Source organism: Algoriphagus namhaensis (genome assembly GCF_042649705.1).
GTDB lineage: Bacteria > Bacteroidota > Bacteroidia > Cytophagales > Cyclobacteriaceae > Algoriphagus > Algoriphagus namhaensis.
Genome location: NZ_JBHRZS010000003.1, coordinates 4,139 through 29,164 on the forward strand (window position 1 = coordinate 4,139; position 25,026 = coordinate 29,164).

Genomic DNA, 25,026 nt, shown 5'->3' on the forward strand with positions numbered 1-25,026 from the left:
TTGCTCTTAATTTCATCTGGAGTTTTTTTTCAGGTTCATGCCCAGAATCTTGTTCACAATTTCGAATTCAATGGAAATCTGAATGATTCAAAATCCACAGGGATCAATTTAACACCATTTAATGTTGCTAGTTCATCTTTTGGTACAAGTCCAAATCAATGGAATTGGACGCAACCAACCAGCCCAGGGGGAGGTCTCGAATTATTAACCAACCGACTTCCCAACCCCAATAGTTATTCGATAGGATTTAGGATATCATTTAGTGAGACAGGTGCCGGGTATAAAAAAATTCTTTCCTTCAAGGGTCCGGGTGTTGATGATGGGTTATATTTTCAAAATAGCAATCTTGAATTTTTCCCTTTTGGTAAAAATGCTGCCATAACATACTCTCCCAATACTTTTTATGATTTTGTACTAACCCGAGATGCTTCAAATAGGATTATCGTTTATGTGGTCGAGGGCAATGGTACGGTAACAGAGGTGTATAACACTACGGATACAAATGGTGCTTCTGTACCTAGGGATGTCAATGGGAGTAGAGAATTCCGTTTCTTCATGAATGATAATGTGGCAACGGAGAACACCACTGGTGGATCTGTTCGAAGTATTCGTATATGGGATGCACCTCTTTCTCCAGCAGACATAGCAGGAGCATTGGGTTCAGTAACCACTGGTGACCCTCTGAGAATCACGTCTTCGACTGCGACGATTACAGGAGAAGTGAATCCTCAAGGTACAAACTCCAGTTTTGTTTTTGAGTATGGAGAAAATACTCCCTTAAATCAAACGATTATTGCCAGCCCTTCAAGTAGTTCAGGCTCATCGGCAATCACGGTGGAAGCAACTATTATCGGCCTTAAGCCAAGTACTACATACAGGTATCGATTGAAATCCACCAATGCCTCTGGAGATTCTTTTGGTTCAGAAAAAACCTTTACTACCCTAAGTGCTCCTGCTAGTGTACCCGGGGCTCAGCTTTGGCTTGATGCTTCTGATCCGGATGCTGATCAGAATACCTCAAATAATCCAGTTGATGGAGCTGACGTGCTACTATGGAAGGATAAATCTGGGTTTGGAAATGATGTAACTACCTCTGGTATTTCTCAAGGGGGTGTCAATGCTCCCTCTTATTTACGGGATCAGTTCAATGGGAATGCTGCGCTACGCTTTGATAAGGCTAATAATGAAGCTCTAGGAAAGATATTGGCATCAGAGTATGTTGGGGACTTTACCATGTTTATTGTTCTCGAAGGTCAATCGACTAATCCCCTTGATTTCGATGCATTCTTTTCTTCTTATGATCAACCGTCTAGTGCCCAAGGTTTTCAGATCGATTATCTAAGTTCTTCTGGGAATTTCCAAGTCCGGACGACTGGAGGTAACTTAGCCTTTGGACCTTTGAACCAAGAATTGGACTTATTTTCGGTTCGTCAAGAGAATAATCGATTAGAAACCTATTCGGATGGGGTTCTCCAAAATGGTGCGACATATTCAGACACTAAGGGATTTAATGCCTACAGGATAGGGGTCAATAGAAACGCAGATCGTTGGTATGATAGCAAGATCGCTGAGGTGATCATTTTTCCAAGAGCTTTGGATGCTTGCGAGTTGGAGCAAATCAATGATTATCTGGGCTCAAAATACGGTAGGGACTATTACAACCTAGCCTCGAACTTTGATCATAGTACCACTTTCCCAAATGAAGTTGCCGGAATAGGGGCTTTTGCTTCGGCATGTACAGGTATTAGGCAAATCAACTCCGGAATCTCAAGCATTCTTACATTCAGCAATCCAAGCTCAAATGATACGCAAGGAGAATTTTTGACATTGGGCAATGATACCGGGTCTTTAACTCCAAATGGAGGCAACCTACCATTTAGTCTTCAAGGAAGGCGAAGATTGGAAAAATCATGGAAAGCAGATCGAGATGGTGATGTGGGCACTGTAGATTTGGAATTTGACGTCAATGGGATCACAGGGATCGGGACTGATTTGTCTGATTTTATCCTCATTGTGGATACAGATGGGGATGGTAATTTTCAAACAGGAACCGTTCAGGAAATTACCGCAAGTGCTTTTTCTGGTGGTTTAGTCAGTTTTACAGGAGTAAACTTGCCTGACAATGCTGTATTTTCAATCACTGTAGGGAAAACCAGTGGCCCTGGAGTTTCTGGAGCAAACCTTTGGCTGAAAGCAGATGAAGGTGCATCAAACAGTGGAAACAACCTGACTGGGTGGACCGACCAAACCGGGATCAACACTTTTACACTAAATGGCACTCCAGCCTTTGCGAGTGATCAAATTAATTTTAATCCAACAGTAAATTTTGATAACGCTGAAGCTTCCACTGCCTTGCCTGGAGATTATTTGGCAGGTGATGAACAAATCACTTTTATTGAAGGTTTTGCAGTTTATCTTAAATCAGATGCAGCTTCAGGTGCGCTCATTGGTGGGGCAAATCCAGCAGCCATATATGGAAAGCAGATTTTTGGTGGGTTTAGTGGTAATGAGGCTTATTTTGCGGAAGGCAATGCATTCCATCAGGTCAATGATGGCAGATTAGCGGCAAACCAGTCAGCAGCTATAGTAAATTATAGCATAAAGGCATCTAACACCTATTTTTCTATAAACGGTGAAAGTCTAACACCCGCAAACGTCCCTCTTTCTTCAATTAGTCTTACACCATGGATTGGGGGCACCAATAATATTGGAGGTGCCCAACCCCAAGCAGGTTGGCGTCACTTTAGAGGCCAGGTGGCTGAGATGGTATTATACCCGGATGAAGTTACACCCACAGATCGACTAAAGATTCAATCTTACTTCGCCATAAAATACGGAATAACCCTCAATCCTTCTCTGACGAATTATGTGGACTCAGACGGAAATGTAGTCTGGAATGATACGAATTATTGGAACGACGTTTTTGGAATTGGCCGGGACGATGCCAGCGGTTTAAATCAAACTCAATCTAATAGTATTAATACCGGAAGCGGTGATGGTACAGGTAAGTCAGGAGCCGGTAATATTAGCTTTTTTACCCCTTCATCAATGGATGATGGGGATTTTCTGATGATCGGTCACGATAATGGCGGGCTTACAGAGCAGGCGACAGATTTGCCAGCCGGATTGGACTTTTTCAGACTGGGAAGAGAATGGAAAGTGAAGCGTACGAATGACGTAGGAACGATAAGTCTTTCTTTTGACCTGGAGGGGATCGCAGTAAGCGGAAATGAGGCCTCAGATTTTCGCCTAATTATCGATACGGATGGAGATGGTGATTTTTCTAATAGTACAACGGTCATTACACCAGATTTTTTGCTAAACGATGTTATCGCCTTCACCAATGTAACCCTACCTGATGGAGCTGTTATCGCCTTCGCCACTGGACAACAGATTGGCCCAGGAGTTCTTGGTGCCAATCTTTGGCTTAAGGGTGATGCCGGCTTAAGCCCTGCTACCGGTACACTAACGGGCTGGATCGATCAAACTGGAAACAATTCATTTACTGTGAATGGTGGTTTTATTGGGATTGTTCCTCTTGGTTTTAATTTTAACCCATCGGTGCGCTTTAATGGAATAAATGATTACTTGCAAGGTGATAACTCGATTGAATTTCAGACTGTTTATGCAGTCTACAAAATAGACGATAGTAATTCCGGCACTGTAATCGGGATTGATCCAGCTGTAGAATTATTCAGTGGAGCCATGTTGACAGGTTCCGACTTGCTAACCACCAGCGATGTTACCGGCAATGCATCAGTCTTTATTTCCACAGGTCAACTGGGTACAGAGAAAGCCAGAATAGCCATTACCCAAATAAACCCTGGAGGGGATCTTAGTAGCCAATATACCTCTATCGATGGGAAAGTTTTTGCCACTCAGGGAATAACAGGGTCTACTTTCCAACCCTTTAACGGTATCCCGATTGTCGGTAGCACTCTTGCTGTAGGTGGTCCTTCTTATTTTGATGGAGAGCTTGCGGAACTGATCATGTATCCGGTAGAACATAGTGACTCAGAAAGGGCAAGTATACAATCTTATCTTGCTATTAAATATGGTATCACTCTAGACCCATCTGTAGGGAGCTATGTCAATTCATCTGGAGCCACAATTTGGAATGATGCCACATATTGGAATGATGTATTTGGAATAGGGAAAGATGATGCTAGTAGCTTAAATCAAACCCAATCCAATAGTATCAATACGGGTAGCGGTCCTGGGACCGGTCAAAGTGGAAAGGGAAATATTGTGGTAAGCAATCCGAATAACTTGGATGACGGTGACTTTTTGATGCTAGGCCATGATGGAGGGGCATTGACAGAACAGACTACAGAATTGCCGGCAGGGTTGTTTAATGCGAAGCGTATCGGAAGAGAATGGCTGGTCAGACACGTAAATAATCTAGGAAATGTGAGCTTGAGTTTTGATCTCAGTGGATTGGCAGTCAGCGGTACTGCAGCAAATCAGTTTGTTTTGCTTCTTGATACCGATGCTGACTTCAGTTCAGGCGCAACTTCCTATGCAGCTGATTCACTGGTCAATGGTCGGGTTTATTTTTCTGGGGTACTATTTCCCCAAGATGTCAATTACATCACATTTTTAACCAGTACCCCAGGACCTGTATCGGGTACCTCGCTTTGGTACAAGGCAGATGCAGGAGTGAGTGAAGGCGGGGTATTCAACTGGCAGAACTTGGGGGGGCTTTCCAATGCGACGGCGAGCCAGTCCAATGCGTCGGCCCAACCGGCTTTGGTATCATCAGGGGCTGACCGGATCAATTTCAATCCGGTGGTACGATTTGACGGGGTGGATGATCAACTGTCCACACCTAGTTTGACCGATGTGGACGGGATCTCCGGGGCTGACACGGTAGTCACCCAGTTTGTGGTGTACAGGGCTTTATCCATTGGTGCGAACAGACCGGTTTATAACTGGGCCGCCGACAACTCAGGATGGAATCTGGGAGCAGAAGTGGATGGGAACCAGTATCAGTACAATATCTCCCGCAGCCTGCCGGTAGCCGGAGGGCAGGTGGTATTGAACTCCATGGCCGGGACAGTGAATGCAGGGTCACAAACCCTCAATTACCGAAGGAACGGATCCGATATAGGTGTTATTTCCGGAGGCTCTTTCAATAAATACATAAGAAACCACCCATTCAGAATGGGGGGATATAATAATGCCGACTTTGCCAATGTGGATATTGCCGAACTTATTATCTATCCAACCATTCTCACTGCTGAGGACAGACTGAAGGTGGAGAGTTACCTGGCACTTAAATATGGGATCTCGCTGGGGAACAATACCGAGTCGGTGGATTATATCAACAGTGCCGGTACTACGATCTGGCCTTCGAACCCTACCTATTTCTATGACATTTTCGGTGTTGGGGTGGACAGCGGTACAGGCTTGAACCAGTTGCAGTCTGCCAGCATTACCACTTCCAATAGTGGGCTTGCTATTGCAACCAGTGGCAACCTCCAGATTACCACAGGCTCCCTGACAGATCAACAATTCCTGATTCTCGGCCATGATAACGGGAGTTTGAACAGTAGCTTTTCAGATGTCCCATCGAATGCGAATGACTTTTTGAGATTGGGAAGGGAATGGAAAGTAAAGAATACCGGGGGGGTAGGCGCCGTTGACTTGGAGTTTAATTTGATCAGGCTAGACTTTATAGGACAGGCTACCTCAGACTTCAACCTGTTGATTGATGAAGACGGGGATGGTGATTTTACCACCGGACCAGTCAGTGTGGTAAGCAGTAGTTCATTTGCTTCAGACATGGTTGGATTTACCGGGGTTACTCTTCCTGACAATGCGGTGATTACCCTTACGACGGGTAAATCGGTGGGACCGGGAGTTTTGGGTGCGGGTTTATGGCTGAAAGGGGATGCAGGAACAAATGCCGGAACGGGCACTCTGACAAGCTGGGTGGATCAGACAGGATTTAACACATTTAATATACAGGGAGATCCGCAGACGGGAAGCGAGTTGATCAACTTCAACAACGCAGTGGATTTTGATGGATCAGGTGATTTTTTAATTGGAAGTACAGGGGTGAAGTTCCAGACGATGTATGCGGTGTACCGCATCGAAAATCCTGGGGCAGATGATCTCAGTGGAATAGATGGCAGTGGCACTTTATTGAGTGCAAGTGTCAGCGCAGGGGCACCAAGAGGAAGGGACTTTGCCAAAGGAGGGAAACTGGCTACCTATGACAATACCTTGACGGAGGCATTTTACTCGAGCGGCTATCTGGGATCGGAACAGGCAAGACTGGCGATCGTGGAAGTGGCGGATGGGCAACCTGCCGGTTCACAGAAGACCTACATTGACGGAGAGCCTTTCTCGACGATTGCGTTGACGGGGACAGGTAATTTTGCAGTAACAACCTCAACACCGATTATAGGGCGCTCACTGAATACAAGTTTTTCGGCATTCTTGGATGGACAAGTGGCCGAGATTCTGATGTATCCTGTACCTCATGGCACACTTGAGAGAAAAAAAATAGAGTCTTATCTGGCCATAAAATATGGAATCAGTTTGGGTAATAATAGCTTGCCTGCAGTCTATTTGAACTCATCAAACCAGCCTGTTTATTCCGAAACCACCTATAAATTTGATGTATTTGGCATTGGTAGAGATGATGCTTATGGACTCAACCAGACTCAGTCAAACAGCATCAACACTGGGTCAGGTGACGGAACTGGCCAAAGCGGGAAAGGGAACGTAGTAATCGAATCTCGGAATACGCTTGACGACGGAGATTACTTTATAATGGGCCATGATAATAACGATTTTTCTGTATCAGCTTTGTCAATTTCAGGGAATTCATATCTACGAATAAATCGTCAATGGAAGGTTGAAGTAACAGGTAGACCTGGTCTTGTAGATGTGAATTTCGATTTGAATGGATTGACTGTACCAGGGGTAGATTTGGCAGATTTCAAACTACTGATTGATACGGATGGCGATGGAAACTTTAGTAATTCAGCTGTAGTCTCAGCAACTGCAATCAATGGTTCGGTAGTGAGCTTTGATAACCAAAGCTTTGATAATTTAAATAATTCTATTGTAACCTTTGTAGTTGGGTTGGCTGATCCATCATGGACATTAGTAAAAAGTACAGGAACTGGCGGTCAAACTACTTATACTCAGGCTGGGGAGGTTATACCTTTTGAAGCAGTCCTGACAAACACTGGAAATGTAGAGATTTCAGGAATTCAGTTAGATGATCCTAGCGCTGCAGATATAACATTGGATCCAAATGTTGGAAGTCCAGGGGATGGTATTTTGAGTCCAGGAGAATCCTGGAGATATCTGATTGTTTATTTTACCACACAAGGAGACTTAGACAATGGAAGCTATACCAACACAGCTACCGCTACAGGTACCCCATCTGGTGGAAACCTCTCTCCAGTTTCAGATTCATTTACTATTACTGCGATTCCAGATCCACAAATGACCCTCGATAAGACTAGCAATGATAAGCCATATAGTCAATTGGGGCAGGTTTTAACCTATAGAATTCGAGTTGAAAATACGGGTAATGTTTCTATCTCAAATGTGGTAGTCTCTGACCCTGACGCAGATGCTCCAGGTCCGATTTATAGTTCAGGCGATTTGGGTAATGATCAAATCATGTCTCCCGGAGAAACTTGGATATATAATGCTACGCATACTATTGTACAAGATGATCTAGATGCTGGCTCATTTACAAATACGGCTACCGCGACGGGTACACCTTCACAGGGTACACTAACCGATCCAACTGATAGTGAAACAATAGCCGCGACGCAAGTACCAAACCTTAATGTGCTGAAAAGGGCCGACAAGACGGGGTATAGCAATACTGGAGAAGTGATTTCCTATGAGATCGTAGTGGTTAATACGGGTAATGTGACTCTTTTGGACGTGGACATAGATGATCCACTTACTGGTCTGATGACCACGATTCCAACCATTACTCCTGGTCAAACGATCATTGCCACTACTTCTTACACCGTGACTCAAGCGGATGTAGAGAGTGGCAATATTCCAAACGTTGCTTCGGTTAGTACTGAGGATCCAACCAACCCTGGTACAAGTATAGACAGAAATGGTAATCTAACTATCACGGGTTCCCGAACCCCACGCTACGAAATCAGTAAGTCAGCTGATGTGTCTTCGGTAAAAAATGCAGGGGATGTAATCACTTATAGCATCTCTGTGGAGAATACAGGAGATCTGGTCCTAGACAATATTGTCGTCACCGACCCGCTTATTTCTCCTAATCCTCTGACCCTTACAAGCGGAGATACTAATTCAAATCAAACTATAGACCCAAAAAGTGTGAATCCGGATGGCAGCACTGCAGTTCCGGCTGAAACATGGATCTATACTGCTACCTATACAGTGACCCAAGCGGACATCGACTCGGGCACTATCAGTAATTCTGCTACGGTGTCAGGTGAAAGCGTCGTTGGGTCTTTACCTTCTGAAAGTGACGACCTAAATATTTCTGTGGACCGAATGCCAGACTGGGAAATAAGAAAATCAGTAGATGCACCTGGTACTTTTGAAAATGAAGGAGACATTCTTACATACACTATTGAAGTAGAGAATATCGGGAATGTAAGTATCCTCAATGTATCCTTGTTTGATTTGAAAACGGAGGCACCGGTACTAGCCTCTGGAGATGTGAATAATATGGGTACACTCGACGTGGGTGAGACATGGGTGTACACCACTTCTTATACTGTCACTCAAACTGATGTAGATGCAGGTACTTTTACAAATTCAGTAAGCGCGACCTCCCAATCCCCAGCTGGAAATTTACCCGAGATCGACGATGATGCCACGGCAACAAGTACGCCTAACCCTTCTTGGACTCTTACCAAGGCTGCATCGCAACCTACTTATGATCGAGCGGGTCAGACTATTACTTACACAATCTTGGTGGACAATACAGGAAATGTATCCATCAGAAATGTGGATGTTCAAGATCCTCAAGCGACCTCCAGTCCGACCTTTGTTAGTGGAGATACCGACGGAGATGTAGAATTGGATCCTAGTGAGGTCTGGGAGTACAGAGCAACTTATGATATCAAGCAGGTTGATCTAAATGACGGTACGTTTACTAACTCTGCGACGGCCTCGGGTACGCCACCAGGCGGAAGCCTTCCTGATGCAAATGGGTCTGAGACGATCACAGCAGTGCCAAATCCATCTGTTGATCTGACAAAATCTGTTACTCCTACCACCTATTCTATGGCTGGGGAGGTACTCAACTATGAGATCGTGATCACCAATAATGGTAATCTGACTCTGACTCAATTGGAATTGGACGATCAATTCTTCAGCAACTCGTCCATACCAGTACCAGATCTAGATCCAGGAGAGACATTTGTCTATACCAATACCTATACGGTGACTCAAGCTGACGTAGATGGTGGTCCGGTGACCAATACCGCAAGCGTTTCTGGTAAAGATCCGAATGGGGGAGATGTTGGGGACAATGATACAGCAACTTCTACGGCTGTTCGAAGTCCAGAATTTGAAGTTAGAAAAAGCACCAACACCTCAGGATTTAATGCTCCTGGCAACATTGTTGCCTATACGATTGAGGTAGAAAATACAGGGAATGTCACTTTGGACAATCTGACTATCGATGACTCTATCATAGCTTCTTCAGATTTGAATTTAATCGGTGGCGATGGACCAACGGTAGGAAATTTGGACGTAGGCGAAACTTGGGTTTATGCTGGTCAATACACCGTGACTCAAGCAGATATAGATGCTGGTATGATTCAGAACACGGTCAGTGTGACCGTGGAAGACCCAGATGGAAACACGATTTCGAGAGGCGATCAAGAGGATCTAAATGGCTCTAAGACCAATGGCATTGCCGTTACCAAGGTTGCGGATCAGCAAGGATATGATACAGCTGGTGATGTTCTGACCTTTAGCATATTCGTTTCGAATGCAGGAAATACTAGAATAGAAAATATTGTATTGAATGATCCACTTATTCCGAGCTTGACCTACGTATCTGGAGATTTATCTCCTCCAAGTGGGACTGGTAGAGACAACATTCTGGATCCAAATGAAATTTGGGTATTCACTGGTTCTTATGTAGTCACTCAGGACGATGTGGATCGGGGAACAATCACCAACACCGTCAATGTGGTGGGTACAGATCCGGATCAGAATCAGGTTACCGATACAGATAAGGATTTGGTGACAGGATCCAAGAACCCTGATATTGATGTAATTAAAAGAGCCAACCCTAATTCATTCAATAATGTAGGTGAGGTAATTACCTATACTATTGAAGTTAGGAATACAGGAAATGTCTCCATATCGAATGTAGTGGTCGATGACCCACTTCTAACTCCTAACCCTCCAAATTTCCTCGGAGATGACACTGATAATGATGATGAACTTGATCCTACTGAGATTTGGACTTACCAAGGCACTTACACAATAACTCAGGATGATGTAGACCGAGGTAGCCTCACAAATACCGTGACTGTGACTGGTAAAGATCCGGATGGTGGAAATGTGGGAGACGGAGATTCCAATTTCATTGGGGGTAATCCTCAGCCGAGAATTGATTTAGAGAAAACTGCCCTAGCATTTGGTTACTCTTTTGAGGGTGAAGTCATCCAATATGAGCTGAGAGTTAGAAATAATGGAAATGTAGATCTTGAAAACGTCCTCCTTGTGGACCCAAGGATTGGGTTCTCTGAAACCATAGGTGATATGGCACCAGGCCAGGTAGAGGTTCGTACAGTGAATTATGCGGTGACGCAACAAGATTTGGATGAAGGCTTTATTGAAAATATTGCTGAGGTTTCAGGAGAAGCTCCAAATCAGGGTACAACAGTTAGAGACTTATCAGAGGTAACCCTCTTTGGATCACAGAATCCGAAGATTCGTTTGCTCAAAACAGTTGCAGAAAAGGGATATGATACCGCGGGGGATGATTTGAATTATACCATCATCGTGACCAATACGGGTAATGTTACCTTAAACTCTGTACTGGTTACAGACCCACTTACCGGGCTATCCACTACATTCAATGTACTTTCTGTTGGTGATAGTCAAACTTTGACACCTACATATACGGTAGATCAGGATGACCTGAATGCGGGAAGAGTTGTGAATACTGCACAAGTTACTGCCAGAGGTCCCAAAGGTCAGACCGTAGATTCTAATGGTGACCTTATTGCGGATCAAAAATCAGTCACGGTCATTGCCTCTAAAAATCCTAGCCTAAGCTTTATTAAAACGGCTACCCCTGCTAGTGTGAGCAATGTAGGTGATATAATTGATTATGAGCTGCAAATAATCAATACGGGTAATCTATCCTACTTCAATTTGATCACGGAAGATCCGCTGACCAACTTACTCGAATCAGAACCGAGACTCGATCCTGGACAAACCCTTACTTACACCACACAGTACGTGGTGGATCAGGCCGATTTGGATAGAGGTTTTGTAGATAATGATGCTAGTCTTCGAGTAGATATTGATGGCAGTAAGGATGATTTCTTCCAGTCTGTCCGAACCCCAGTAAATCAAAACCCACAATTAATAGTTACCAAAACCCCGGATATTTCACAATTTGATTTTCCTGGAGCAACTATAAATTATACTATTACTGTTGAGAATGCAGGTAATATCACGGTTAATAATCTAGTCGTAGATGATCCGAAGACCACCTCCATTCAGTTTACTGGTGGGGATACAGGAAATGATGGCATTCTTTCTCCGGGAGAAATATGGTCCTATACCACAGATTACACTACTGTTCAAGAGGATGTAGATAGAGGTCAGTTTGAGAACACGGCCACTGCAACTGGTGAGCTTCCAAACAATTCTACTATTACCGAAAGAGGAAAGGCTGTTGTTGATTCGGATATCCGAGCCAGTTGGTCCATCACAAAGTCAGCTACCAATAATCCGAAGAATTATAGGGCGGTAGGTGAAATCCTCAACTATGAGATTATCCTTACCAACACGGGCAATGTGACCATAAGCAATGTAAGTGTTACTGATCCTGGTGCCGATGTTGGTCCTGATTTAGTCTCTGGAGATCTGAATATGGACAATAATTTGGACGTTGGAGAGATTTGGACTTATTCAGCTGCTTATACGGTTACCCAAGCTGACCTTGACGCGGGTAGATATATCAATGAGGCAACTGCCAAAGGAAGACTTGTCAAAGGTAATTTACCAGACGTTAAGGACTCTGAAGATGTGCCTGCCTTGCCACTTCCAGGATGGAATCTAGAAAAGAATAGCACCACTCTGCCAAACTCATATGATGGACCAGGTGAGGCCTTGACTTATGAGTTGTTACTCTCCAATACAGGTAATGTAACCATCAGTAACATCACGCTCCAGGATCCAGGAGTAGATTCTGGTCCTACCTTCCGGGGAGGAGATTTGAATAATAATAATAAGCTAGAGTCCACGGAGGTATGGACTTACACAGCAAATTATACCACCAAGCAAGACGATGTAGATAATGGTGAGTTCGTGAATATTGCGACAGCCACGGGAACTCCTGCTGGAGGGAACTTAAGCCCAGCAATTGGACGGGATACTATCCCGGCAATTGTGAATCCGGCGATAAAAGTAACCAAGCGCGCACAGCAAAATGGATATAACAGTGTAGGAGAAACATTGACTTATACCATCGATGTGGAAAACACCGGAAATGTCAACCTGTTTGACGTAGACGTCCAAGATTTGAAAACTGGTCTGACTGATGTTATTCGTTTCTTGGGTGTGGGTCAAAGCGTGCGTTACACAGAGCGGTACGTGGTCACCCAGGCTGATATTGATGCAGGCACCATAGTGAATACAGCTGAGGCTGTGGCGGTGAAACCTGATGGTGGTACTATTTCTGATAAGGACCAGGAAGTAATCAATGGCGCTCAAACACCTGGCTTAAACTTCGCCAAGGGAGTACAGCAAAGTGGTTATTTCCAGCCAGGTGAAATTATCAATTATAACCTCTATGCTCAGAATAGTGGTAACGTAAGCATATTTGATCTTAGGATTTCTGATCCAAAGGTTGAGTTGGATACACTTATTCCAGTCTTGTTACCAAATGAATTTGTGGCATTTGAGGTGCAATACACGACTACTCAAGCCGATGTGGACTTGGGAGAGCTAGTCAATGTCGCTACGGCAAGAGGAACCGATTTGAATGGTCTTGTCCTAGAGGCTTCGGATAGTAAAAGACTTGTAGCTACGCAAAACCCTAAAATGAATGTGGGTAAGGCTTCTTCCACTGTAAATTATCAGGCAGTGGGCGAGGTGATTAATTACACCATATCTGTTGAAAATACGGGTAATGTCACCTTGTTTGATGTTACTGTCACTGATCCTAAAGCAGATATAAATCCAAATGATAACCCGATTGCATCTATAGCTCCTGGTCAAAGCGTGATAGTAAATGCAACACATACTGTCACACAAGCAGATTTGGATGATGGAGAGTACGACAATCAAGCAGAAGTACGGGCTAGGGAACTCGACAATACAGAGCTAAAAAGAAATACCAATCGTGTGGTAGTGCCTGCGCTACAAATGCCAGATTTCACGATTACCAAGTCTAGCCCTACGGCTTCTTATGACGCAGTTGGCGATATTTTGGAATATACTTTAGCAGTCGAGAATACCGGAAATGTGACCTTGACTAATCTGAATATCACAGATCCTAGTGCTGTGATCAATTCAGGTAGTCCGATTGCGAGTTTGTTGCCAGGGGAGGTTGCTACAGTTATCGCCTCACATGACGTAGTACAAGCCGATCTAGACGCAGGTGAATATACCAATACAGCAAGTGGCACAGGCTTAGACCCTAACAACACCCAACTTTCCAGGAATTCCAATATGGTTACCATTCCTGCTGACCAAAAGCCAGTGTTGGAGATTACAAAAGCAACTACGCAAACGGAATACTCCACCGTGGGTGAGCGCATTGACTATGATATCACAGTTACAAACACTGGTAATGTCACGGTGAATAAAATTGTAGTCACCGACCCCAATACGATTATTTCTACAGGTCAATTTATACTTGCTCCAGGGCAATCCAAAGACCTAACGGCAAGACATAATATAACTCAGGCAGATTTAGATGCGGGCGAATACAGGAACACGGCCACAGTTACTGGCCAAACTCCGCAGGCGGCATCCGTGGGTGTTACATCCAATGAGGTGGTAGTGAACGCTGTACAAACTTCCTCCTTAGCTGCTAGTAAGTCCTCGTTGACACCTTCTTATAGTGCGGTAGGACAGCAAATTCAGTACATTATCGAAGTACAAAATACTGGTAATGTCACGCTTACAAATGTCCTTGTCACCGATCCAAAAGCAGACATCGTTTCCAATAATCCGATTGCTACCCTATCTCCGGGTCAGGTAGAGCAAGTAGGAGCAAGACACATCGTTCAACAGGAAGACCTAGATGCAGGTTTCTACGAGAACCAGGCTGAAGCGGCTGGAGTAGACGTCAACAATGACCCTGTCGATGCCACCACAAATCTGGTAAATGTACCTGCGACTCTTACTCCAGATATTCAAGTAATTAAAACAGCCGATAGGGCAGTTTACAGTACTGTTGGTGAAGTTGTCAATTACGAAATCGAAGTTGAAAATACAGGGAATGTTACTCTTGACAACGTTGAGCTAGTAGATCCTCAAACAAAACTGACGGTTACAGTGGGTACATTGGCCCCAGGTCAAGTGGAGATTTACTCTACCTCTTACACTATTGGTCAGAATGATCTGGATCTAGGTATTTTTGTTAATTCAGCGACAGTTTCTGGGGTCAGTGTAGATCCAAGTCAAACTGTCGTTGATGATCGGGGTTCTGCAACAATTCGAGCAATCCAGAATCCTGATATCGCTTTATCTAAAACAACCACAACCACTTCGTATACCAACCCAGGTGATATGATCGATTATGAGCTTGTGGTAAGAAATATAGGTAATCAGACTTTGACTAATGTGTCCTTAGAAGATTTACCGATAAGTTATTCAGTTACGATTGGGGACCTACCAGTAGGAGAAAGTAGAACTTATACTGCAAGCTACATGGTGGATCAGGCTGATATTGATAGGGGAAGTTTTGTGAATTCTGCGACTGTTGTGGCGATTCCACCTCAGGGAAGGCCGATCACAGACGCAGATTCTGTGGAGGTATTCGCCAATCAAATCGAAACTCTAGATTTTAAAAAGAGGGGAGATAAATTCTTCTACTTCGAACCCAATCAGCAAATTATTTATGATCTCGAAGTAACTAACACAGGTAATGTGACCCTGGTGGATGTGGTGATTGATGATCCCAAAATCGGATTGACTACGCCGTCTTTTACTCTCGTTCCAGGTGCCACTACAGTGGTGAAGGCAAACTATACCTTTACCCAGAATGATTTGGATAATGGAGATTTCGTGAATACTGCGGAAGTTACTGCCGTAAGTGCCAGTGGCACCAATCTCCAATCTAGTGACTCTTGGACTGTGCAAGGGATTCAATTGGGAGGACTGCAAGTGTTGAAATCTGTTAGTCCTAGAATTTATGATCAAGCCGGGGAGGTATTGACCTATGATTTCACCATTACCAATACTGGGAATATTACTCTAGATCCCGTTACAATTGATGATCCTAGAATCGGATATTCCGAAAACTTGGGTACCATGGATCCTGGGGAGGTTTTGACGAGATCCTTCGGTTACCAAGTAGTTCAGAGTGATATTGATGATCCAAGTGGGTTGATTAGAAACGAAGTTACGGTTGAGGGAACCGAACCAGACGGTACAGTGATCACAGCGTCAGATGTGGCCTTTGCAGTTTCCACGGGTCGTCCAGCAATTGAAATTGATAAGCGAGCTCTAGCTGCGAATGTAGGATATAGCAACGTCGGAGACCAACTGGAGTATGAGCTGGTAGTGACTAATACGGGTGCTGTCACTTTAGAAAATGTGGTGTTGACTGATGATAACACCGGTTTTAGCGAAGATATTGGAGTTTTAGCAGTAGGCCAATCTATAATCAGAACTGTCACCTATAATGTGGTGCAAGAGGATATAGATAGGGGAGAAGTTGTGAATATTGCTACCGTTACAGGCAAAGGCGAGGGCGCAGGAATTAGCGGCGTCTCCGTTCGAGAAGAGGCTTCTGTAACTGTTCAAGGAATCGAAAACCCATTATTGGAACTCACCAAAACTGCGGATAAGTCCATACTTACGAGTGCAGGTGAAGAGGTAGAGTATACAATTGTAGTTGAAAATATAGGTAATCAGACCTTATTTAATGTCAATACTCTAGACCCACTCGTAGGACTGGATGAGACTATTGCTACTTTGGCTCCGAGTGACCCTCCTGTGGTTTATACTAGAAAGTATGTAGTAAAACAAAGTGATATAGATTTCCTTCAACTTCCAAATACGGCGAGCACAACAGGTGAAAACTTGAACGGAGTGCAAGTGAGAGATGAGGATGGGTTGATTATTCCTGTGCTCAAGGATGCTAGACTACAAGTAGAAAAGTCTGCCGATGTCAACACTGTCAATGCTGCTGGAGATATTGTAAACTATACCGTCACCGTATCCAATCCAGGTAATCTGTCCTTGTCAGGTGGAGCGGTACTCGATGGTAAGATTGGATTGAGTGAAACTGGTCAGGCCCTAAGCCCAGGTGAGAGTAAGTCCTTTACCCTTCCTTATGTAACTACCCAGGAAGATATAAACAATGGCTTCATTGATAACATCGCGGTAGCAAGGTACTTTACGCCACTGCGTCAAGTCGTTACAGCGAGTGACTCACTGAGAATCAACGCTATTCAGTCTGGAGCGATTAACTTGAACAAGACGGTTGATAAGCTTCGCTATAGTCAACTAGGCGAGGACCTTACCTATTCCTTTGAGGTGACCAATACAGGTAATCTTACATTAGAAAATATCAAGCTCGAAGATCAAAGGTTGGGGCTAAGTTTAGATATCGGAACTCTTCAACCTTCGGCATCTACAATTGTAGCCGCGACTTACCAAGTCACTCAAAATGACTTGGATGGAGGAATTATTAGAAATACTGCCTTAGTGGAGGGCACAGGTCCTGGTTCTGTGGTTTATTCGGATCAGTCCAGAGCAATATCGCTTGTAGATCCTAACCCAAGCATAAGCCTGACTAAATTTACTGATGTCAGCACTTATGATGCCGTGGGAGACAATATCCAATACTCTTTAGTGGTAGAGAATACTGGAAATCTTACACTCAATAACGTGGTCCTAGTAGATAATCTACTTGGAATTAATACAAACTTGGGATCAATACCTCCTCAAGGTATACGTACAGTTACAGACGACTATTCGATAACTCTTTCTGATTTGAATCGGGGTGAAGTAGTGAATGTGGCAGCTGTGACAGGGGTCACTCCACGGGGGAATACAATAAATGATGGGGCTACGGCAACTGTGACGGCAATACAGAATCCGGATATTATTCTAGAGAAAACCGCTGACAAAACAGAAGTGAGGACTCTAGGTGAGGCCATTAATTATAGACTGGATGTAAGAAATGTTGGCAATGTTACGCTGACCAATGTTACTGTAATCGACCCGCTCACTAATCTGAGCGAAAATGTAGGTACACTTATTCCAAACGCTGGTGATGTGAGAAATACGACTCACTTGGTTACTCAGGCTGAATTGGATGCAGGATTTGTTGAGAATATTGCGACAGCTATCGGAACTGATCCAACTAATGGGACGGTGAACAGCACGGATGTGGTTAGAGTAAATGTGGTTCAAGAACCACAGATTGAAATTGTGAAAAGCGCTGATAAGTTCTTCTACACTACTGCTGGTGAGCAGGTGGAGTATACTTTAGATGTGACCAATATTGGTAACGTTACGCTATCCGACGTTACCGTCACAGATCCGCTTACAGGTCTGGATCAGAATGTCGGTGTGTTAATACCTGGAGAAACCAAACAGGTCACTAGTACCTATGTGGTTGCTCAATCGGACATTGATGGTGGGTTTATTGACAATGTTGCCACGGTAATAGCCACAGATCCAAAAAATCAGCAGGTTGATAATACCGATAATTTGACGATTACCGCTACGCAAAGACCAGCTTTATTACTTGACAAGGTCGCGGCTGTGACAGAGTTTAATGCTGCTGGAGATGTGATAGATTATACCTTGACTGTAACTAATGCTGGTAATGTTACTTTGACCAATGTATTGGTGACCGACCCATTGACAGGAACAAGCCAGACCTTTGCCACACTTTTACCTGGGGCATCTGAGGTCGTACAGACTAGCTATACTACTAATCAGGTAGATATGAATGCAGGGGTGGTGAATAACACTGCAACTGCTGTAGCAACCGAACCTCGAGGTCAAGTGCTTAGAGCGCAGGCATCTGAAACGGTTATTGGTATTATAGTAGGTGAGATTGAGGTGATTAAAACAGCTGACGTCCCTGATTTCAGTAATGTTGGAGATCCAATTACATACACATTTGAAGTAACCAATACAGGTAATGTCACCCTTTTCTCAGTTGAAATTATTGATCCAATTTTATCGCTAGATATACCGATTGGTCAAATGGCACCTGGAGAGACTCAGGTAAGGTCAGCCGTTTATTTAGTGACGCAAGAGGACCTAGATGATGGAGGTAAAATCAATGTTGTCTTTGCTGAAGGGTTCGATCCGAAATTTGATTTCGTATTGGATCTGGATGCGGTATTGGTTCCAGCAAATCAGAATCCCGAGATTGACATTGTAAAGGATGCTCTTACAGCTGACTACGATACCCCTGGGGATGTTCTGGAATATGAGTTGTCCATAGAAAACACAGGAAATGTCACCCTTCAGAATGTGGAGGTTATTGATCCATTAACTGGAACGGATATCACACTAGGAGATTTTGTGCCAGGGCAAACAGCAGTTGTCACTACATCTTATACAGTGACCCAAGCAGATATAGATGCAGGGACTGTCGCAAATATTGCTACTGTGGAGGGTACAGACCCACTTGGAGCAGTCATTGTTGATACAGATGATGCCTTGGTTAATGCTACTCAGAATCCGGGAATTAGTTTGCTCAAGTCAGCTCTTACTTCGAATTATTCTCAACCAGGGGAGGTAATTTCTTATGAGCTAGTCGTAGAAAACACGGGTAATGTGACATTGGATCCTGTTACCCTTGATGATCCAATCGCTGGAATAAATAATCAAGATTTGGGATTATTTGCACCAGGAGATGTCCATACTATTTCTGGGGCATACACTATTTCACAGTCGGATATTGATGCTGGCGAGGTGATAAATCTGGCGACGGTAATCGGTTTGGACCCGAATCAAGGCCAAGTATTAGCAACGGCAACGGCAACTGTTATGGCAGATCAAGCTCCTGACTTAGCCTTGACTAAAACCGCAAATCCAACTACCTACCAAAATGTTGGGGATCAAATTTCCTATGAATTTGTGATAAGCAATCCAGGCAATGTGACGCTAGATCAAGTTACCTTGAATGATCCTCTTGCTGGTATTGTAGGACAAAATGTAGGAACACTTGCACCTGCAGAAAGTAAGACCATTACAGGCTTCTACACAATAGATCAAAATGACCTAGATGCAGGCGAGGTACCAAATACCGCTACTGTGACCGGAATTGATCCTTCCTCTAACGTAGAGTTGAGGACTGCGACTGCCACCGTTACGGCAATTCAATCACCTGGTCTTACATTAGAAAAGACGGCCGATGTCCAAAGCTTTAGTGCGGTAGGAGATGTGATTTCTTACACTTTGGTGGCGACAAATACAGGAAACGTAACCTTGGATGACGTTATTTTTAATGACCCAATTGCCGGGATTACCAATGTCAATAGAGGTTCTTTGAGTCCTGGGGATACGCTGAAAGTTTTAGGTAGCTATACAATCATGCTATCTGATCTGAATGCAGGGGAGCGTGAAAATACAGCATCAGTCACAGCTACGGATCAAAAGAATCAAAGCATAGATGCTCAAGATATGCTTGTGGTGCCTGCTGATGTCCTTGCTGCGATCCAGCTGGAAAAAGTAGCTAATCCACAAACTTATGCGATTGCTGGTGAAACCATCACTTATACACTTACGGTAACTAATGTAGGGAATGTCACCTTGACGGGGGTTGAATTAGTGGATCCACTAATTGCGAGTACTCCTATTCCATTGTCCGATTTGGATCCAGGAATGACTGCAACCCAAGTTTTGACTTACGATGTTACCCAAGCAGATATTGAAGCTGGTCAAGTAAGAAATGCTGCCACAGCCTCAGGTGTTGATCCGTTTGGCACTATGGTGGATGACGAAGCGATCGAGGTAATTAGAGCAGCCCAACGAGCTGATATTCGTATAACCAAAAGTGCGGATGTCGGTAACTTCCAGACTGTAGGAGAGGTGATCACTTATACCCTCTTGGTAGAAAATACGGGTAATTTGACCTTAACGGATGTCGTGGTTACAGATGATCTTACAGGATTTACTTCTACTGCTACTGTTCTTTCTGCCTTACCAGCAAATGGAAGTTCCATTACCTATACTACCCAATATGCAGTTACGCAGGCTGATCTAGATAGAGGCTTTATCGACAATCTTGCGGAAGTTTCAGGTCGTAGTGTGGCTGGGCCAGTAAGCGATGCAGATTCTGAATTAGTCATCGCTCTTACTTCTCCTGCCATTGATCTGGTCAAGTCAGCTAACCCAACCTTAGTAGTGAATGCTGGGGAAGTGGTGACCTTCACTTTTGAGGTGACCAATGTGGGTAATATTACTGTGGAGGATGTGGTGATCGACGATCCATTGATTCAATTCAACCAGCCTGTGGGTAGCTTAGCTCCAGGTGAGTCCTTCACTATCACCACAGACAGGGCGGTTTCTTTAGATGCACTTCAAACAAGAGTATTTGTGAATGTGGCTACTGCAACTGGACAAGGGGTGGATGGTACTCCTGTTATTGCGACAGATAGGGCTATAGTAGTTTCAGAAGATGATTCAGGTTTAGAGCTTATCAAGACACCAATAGACCGAACGTATAGTCAGCCAAATGATATCATTCGTTACGAGCTAGAGGTTGTAAACATTGGCAACTTTACTCTTGAAAATGTATTGGTAAATGATCCTTTGACAGGAACCGTCAATGAGATACTTCCCAATATTCTTCCAGGTTCATCAGAGTCTATTACGGTGAGCTATGCGGTAGATCAGGATGATATAGATCGCGGCTTTGTCTTTAATGTTGCTACAGCTACAGGTGATGGCATAGGGTCTCAGCGAGATCTTCTAGACATAGACTCGGCTATTGTGATTGCAAGGAGAAACCCATCTATTTCACTCCAAAAGGATGCCCTAGTAAATACAGTTTCCCAACCTGGAGACGTGATTCCATATGAGTTGACCGTAACTAATACAGGTAATGTCACCTTGGTAGATGTGACACTCAATGATCCATTGACAGGAATAACGAACCTTGATCTAGCTACACTTATTCCTGGGGCAAGTACGGTGATCTCTACAGCCTATACAGTTACTCAAACTGACTTGGATACGAAGGTGAGTATTACCAATACTGCCACGGTATCGGGAATGACTACAGCGATTATACCAAGGACCGTAGAAGATATCGACGATGCTAGAGTCGTCACGACCAAAGCTCCGAGTCTTGAGGTGAATAAAACTGCACTGACCAAACAATACTTCTTCCCTGGACAAGTCATTGACTATGAAATAGTGGTAACCAATACAGGAAATCTTACCATTTATAATACAAAGGTTGTAGATCCGCTCACGGGACTCGACACAAATATTCCAACTCTATCTCCAGCAGAATCGAAAACTTTCACGACTAGCTATCAGATTACTCAGCAAGATTTGGATAATGGCTCCTTCGTAAATAATGTTTCTGCACTTGGTGAGGATGGTTTTAGCCGTATAGTTAGAGATGCGGATAGCGAAACAATTAATGCTATTCAAGCATCGAGGCTTGTGCTTGTAAAAGAGGCAACACCCACTACCTATGATTCAGAAGGAGATGTAATTGATTATAGCCTTGTCGTTATTAATGTAGGTAACCTGACCATCGAGAATATTATTATCGATGATCCGCTAATAACACTGGGGGCAGACGCAAATGTGGGTACCCTACTTCCATTCGAGACCGCGACCGTCACCGGAAGCTATGTGATTACTCAGGCAGATGTAGACAATGGGGAATTTATAAACACTGCTTCGGTCACAGGATCTAGCGTGATCAATCCTAATATTAGTGCGGGTGCTAGCGCTACAGTAACTGCAATTCAAGCACCTGATATTTCATTGATAAAAGTCGCTGATCCATTAGTCTATGATCAAGCTGGGGATATCATATCGTACGATTTGATTGTTACTAATTCAGGAAACCTGACTTTGGACCCTGTAACACTAAATGATTCATTATTGGGAATTATCGACCAAAACTTAGGTGTCTTTGCACCTGGAGAGGCACAAACTATCACTCAGGACTATGTGATTACCCAAGCAGACATGGATCGAGGATTTGTAGAAAACATAGCCTCAGTCACAGGGGTAGATCCGAATCAATCAACTCAGTTTGCGGGAGCTAGTGCTACGGTCACTGCAAATCAGGCACCGGGTGTTGCTTTGACGAAGGTAGCTACTCCGAGTACCTATGATCAGGTGGGAGATGTCATAAACTATAATTTAGAGGTAACCAATACAGGCAATGTGACGCTTGATAACGTGACGGTCACAGATCCTTTGACGAACCTAAATATTAATATTGGTAGTCTCGCTCCACAACAGAGTCGCTCAGGAGTTGTCCTATATACAATTGACCAAGATGATCTTGATAATGGTCTTGTAGTCAATACGGCTTCAGCAGTAGGAACAGATCCTAATCAGGTAGATTTGGCTACTACGGCATCTGCGACTGTTCTTGCCGTGCAAAATCCTGATATCACTTTAGAAAAGACTGCTGATCTGAACTTGTTTGATGCAGTGGGTGAGGTAATTAACTATACATTGACCGTGACCAATTCTGGTAATCTGACTATTGATAACGTGGTGGTTACGGATCCATTAACTTCTTTAAATGCGAATATTGGAACCATGTTGCCTGGTCAGGTAGAGGTAGTAATAGCTGCCTATACGGTTACCCAACAGGATCTTGATGTAGGGCAAATAACAAATAATGCTTCCGTGACAGGTGTTGCCAAGAATCAGAGTACCGTTACGGATCAAGCTCAAGTAACTACTCCTGCAAGTACCAATGCTGTACTTACTCTTACCAAAGTTGCAAATCCAACCACATATAACTCAGTTGGCCAGCAAATAAGCTATGTATTAACTGTTAGGAATGTTGGAAACATATCTATTGAGAATACAGTAGTTGAAGATCCATTGACAGGTGCTTCTGTTACTGTTGGAGATTTGGGACCAGGAGATTCTAGGGCCATCAACACAAGTTATTCAATTGTCCAAGATGATATTGATCGAGGCATTGTAATCAATATAGGTACAGCTACTGGAGTTGGCGTGAATGGACAGGATGTTAGAGCTGAAGCTGCTGCTACGGTTACGGCCATTCAAGATCCAGCACTACGACTCCAGAAAACAGCAGATGTCATCGAATACGATAAGGCGGGTCAAGTGATTACCTATACGCTCGAAATTAGAAATGCAGGTAATGAGACCTTGTTTGATGTGATTGTGAAAGACCCTCTTACAAATCTTGACCGAAATATTGGGCAGTTAGTACCGCAACAAGTTGTGTTTGTCCAAGAGCCTTATACAGTCACACAGCAGGATGTAGATAATGGTAGGATTCCAAATGTTGCCAATGTGAGAGGTGAGGATGCGAGTGGCCGCGTAGTGGTATCTGCTGATCGATTGACGATCCCTGCGATTCAAAAGCCTAATCTAGAACTGACTAAGGTGGCAGATGTAAGTGAATACAATGCGGCAGGCGATGTGATTGATTACACGATTACGGTAACCAATACAGGTAACGTGACCTTAAGCGATGTGATTGTAGAAGATCCGTTGACAGGCTTGAATACAAATGTTGGAGACTTGGCACCGGGTGAAAGTGCAACGGTAGTAACCAGCTATACGATTACGCAAGCAGATGTTGATGCAGGGTCTGTGACGAATGCTGCGACGGGCACTGGTCAGACACCAGACGGTGGAGGCGTATCTGGCGGTGGTCAGGTAACGGTACCAGGTATCAGCAATGGAGATCTAGAACTGACTAAGGTGGCANAATCAAAAGTCTTTGTGCTATCTGCTATAAGTTCGTTCAGCTGTGCAAGCTCCTTTTCAGTCAAATCTCGCCACTTTCCAGTGGGTAGGTCTAGGTGAATATTCATGATTCTCACCCGCTTCAATTGCTTCACCTTGAAGCCAAAATGCTCACACATCCGACGAATTTGTCGATTGAGACCTTGGGTGAGAATGATTCGAAACTTAAATGTACTTAGGCGCTGAACTTCACATTCTCGAGTAACTGTATCTAGAATGGGTACACCTTCCGACATGCCTTTTACAAAATGCTCATTGACAGGGCGGTCTACCGTGACTATATACTCTTTTTCGTGATTGTTTCTTGCACGTAAAATTTTGTTTACGATGTCTCCATCCGAGGTCAAGAGGATCAGTCCTTCACTGTCCTTATCAAGTCTTCCTACAGGAAAAATCCGCTCTGGATGTCCAATGAAATCAATAATATTATCTTTTTCTCCTTTGGTATCCGTGGTGGATACAATACCCACGGGCTTGTTAAAAGCGATATAGGTGTGATTTTGGATGGGTGTGCCTACAGCTTGACCGTCAACAGTGACAGTGTCTCCCGGACTGACCTTAGTGCCGAGTTCAGGGATTTTTCCATTGATTTTGATGCGTCCATTCTCTAGAAGCTTATCCGCTTCGCGTCTAGAGCAAAAACCAACCTCACTCAAATACTTATTGATCCGTATT

The 25,026-nt window shown here is 43.9% G+C and carries 1 protein-coding gene; it reads left to right on the plus strand.

Features of this window, described 5'->3' with window-relative positions:
• A complete protein-coding gene (locus ACFOSV_RS01835; RefSeq protein WP_377902799.1) occupies positions 1-24,411 on the plus strand; it encodes a DUF7507 domain-containing protein in 24,411 nt (8,136 codons plus the stop codon).
• Positions 24,412-25,026 lie beyond the last annotated feature (615 nt).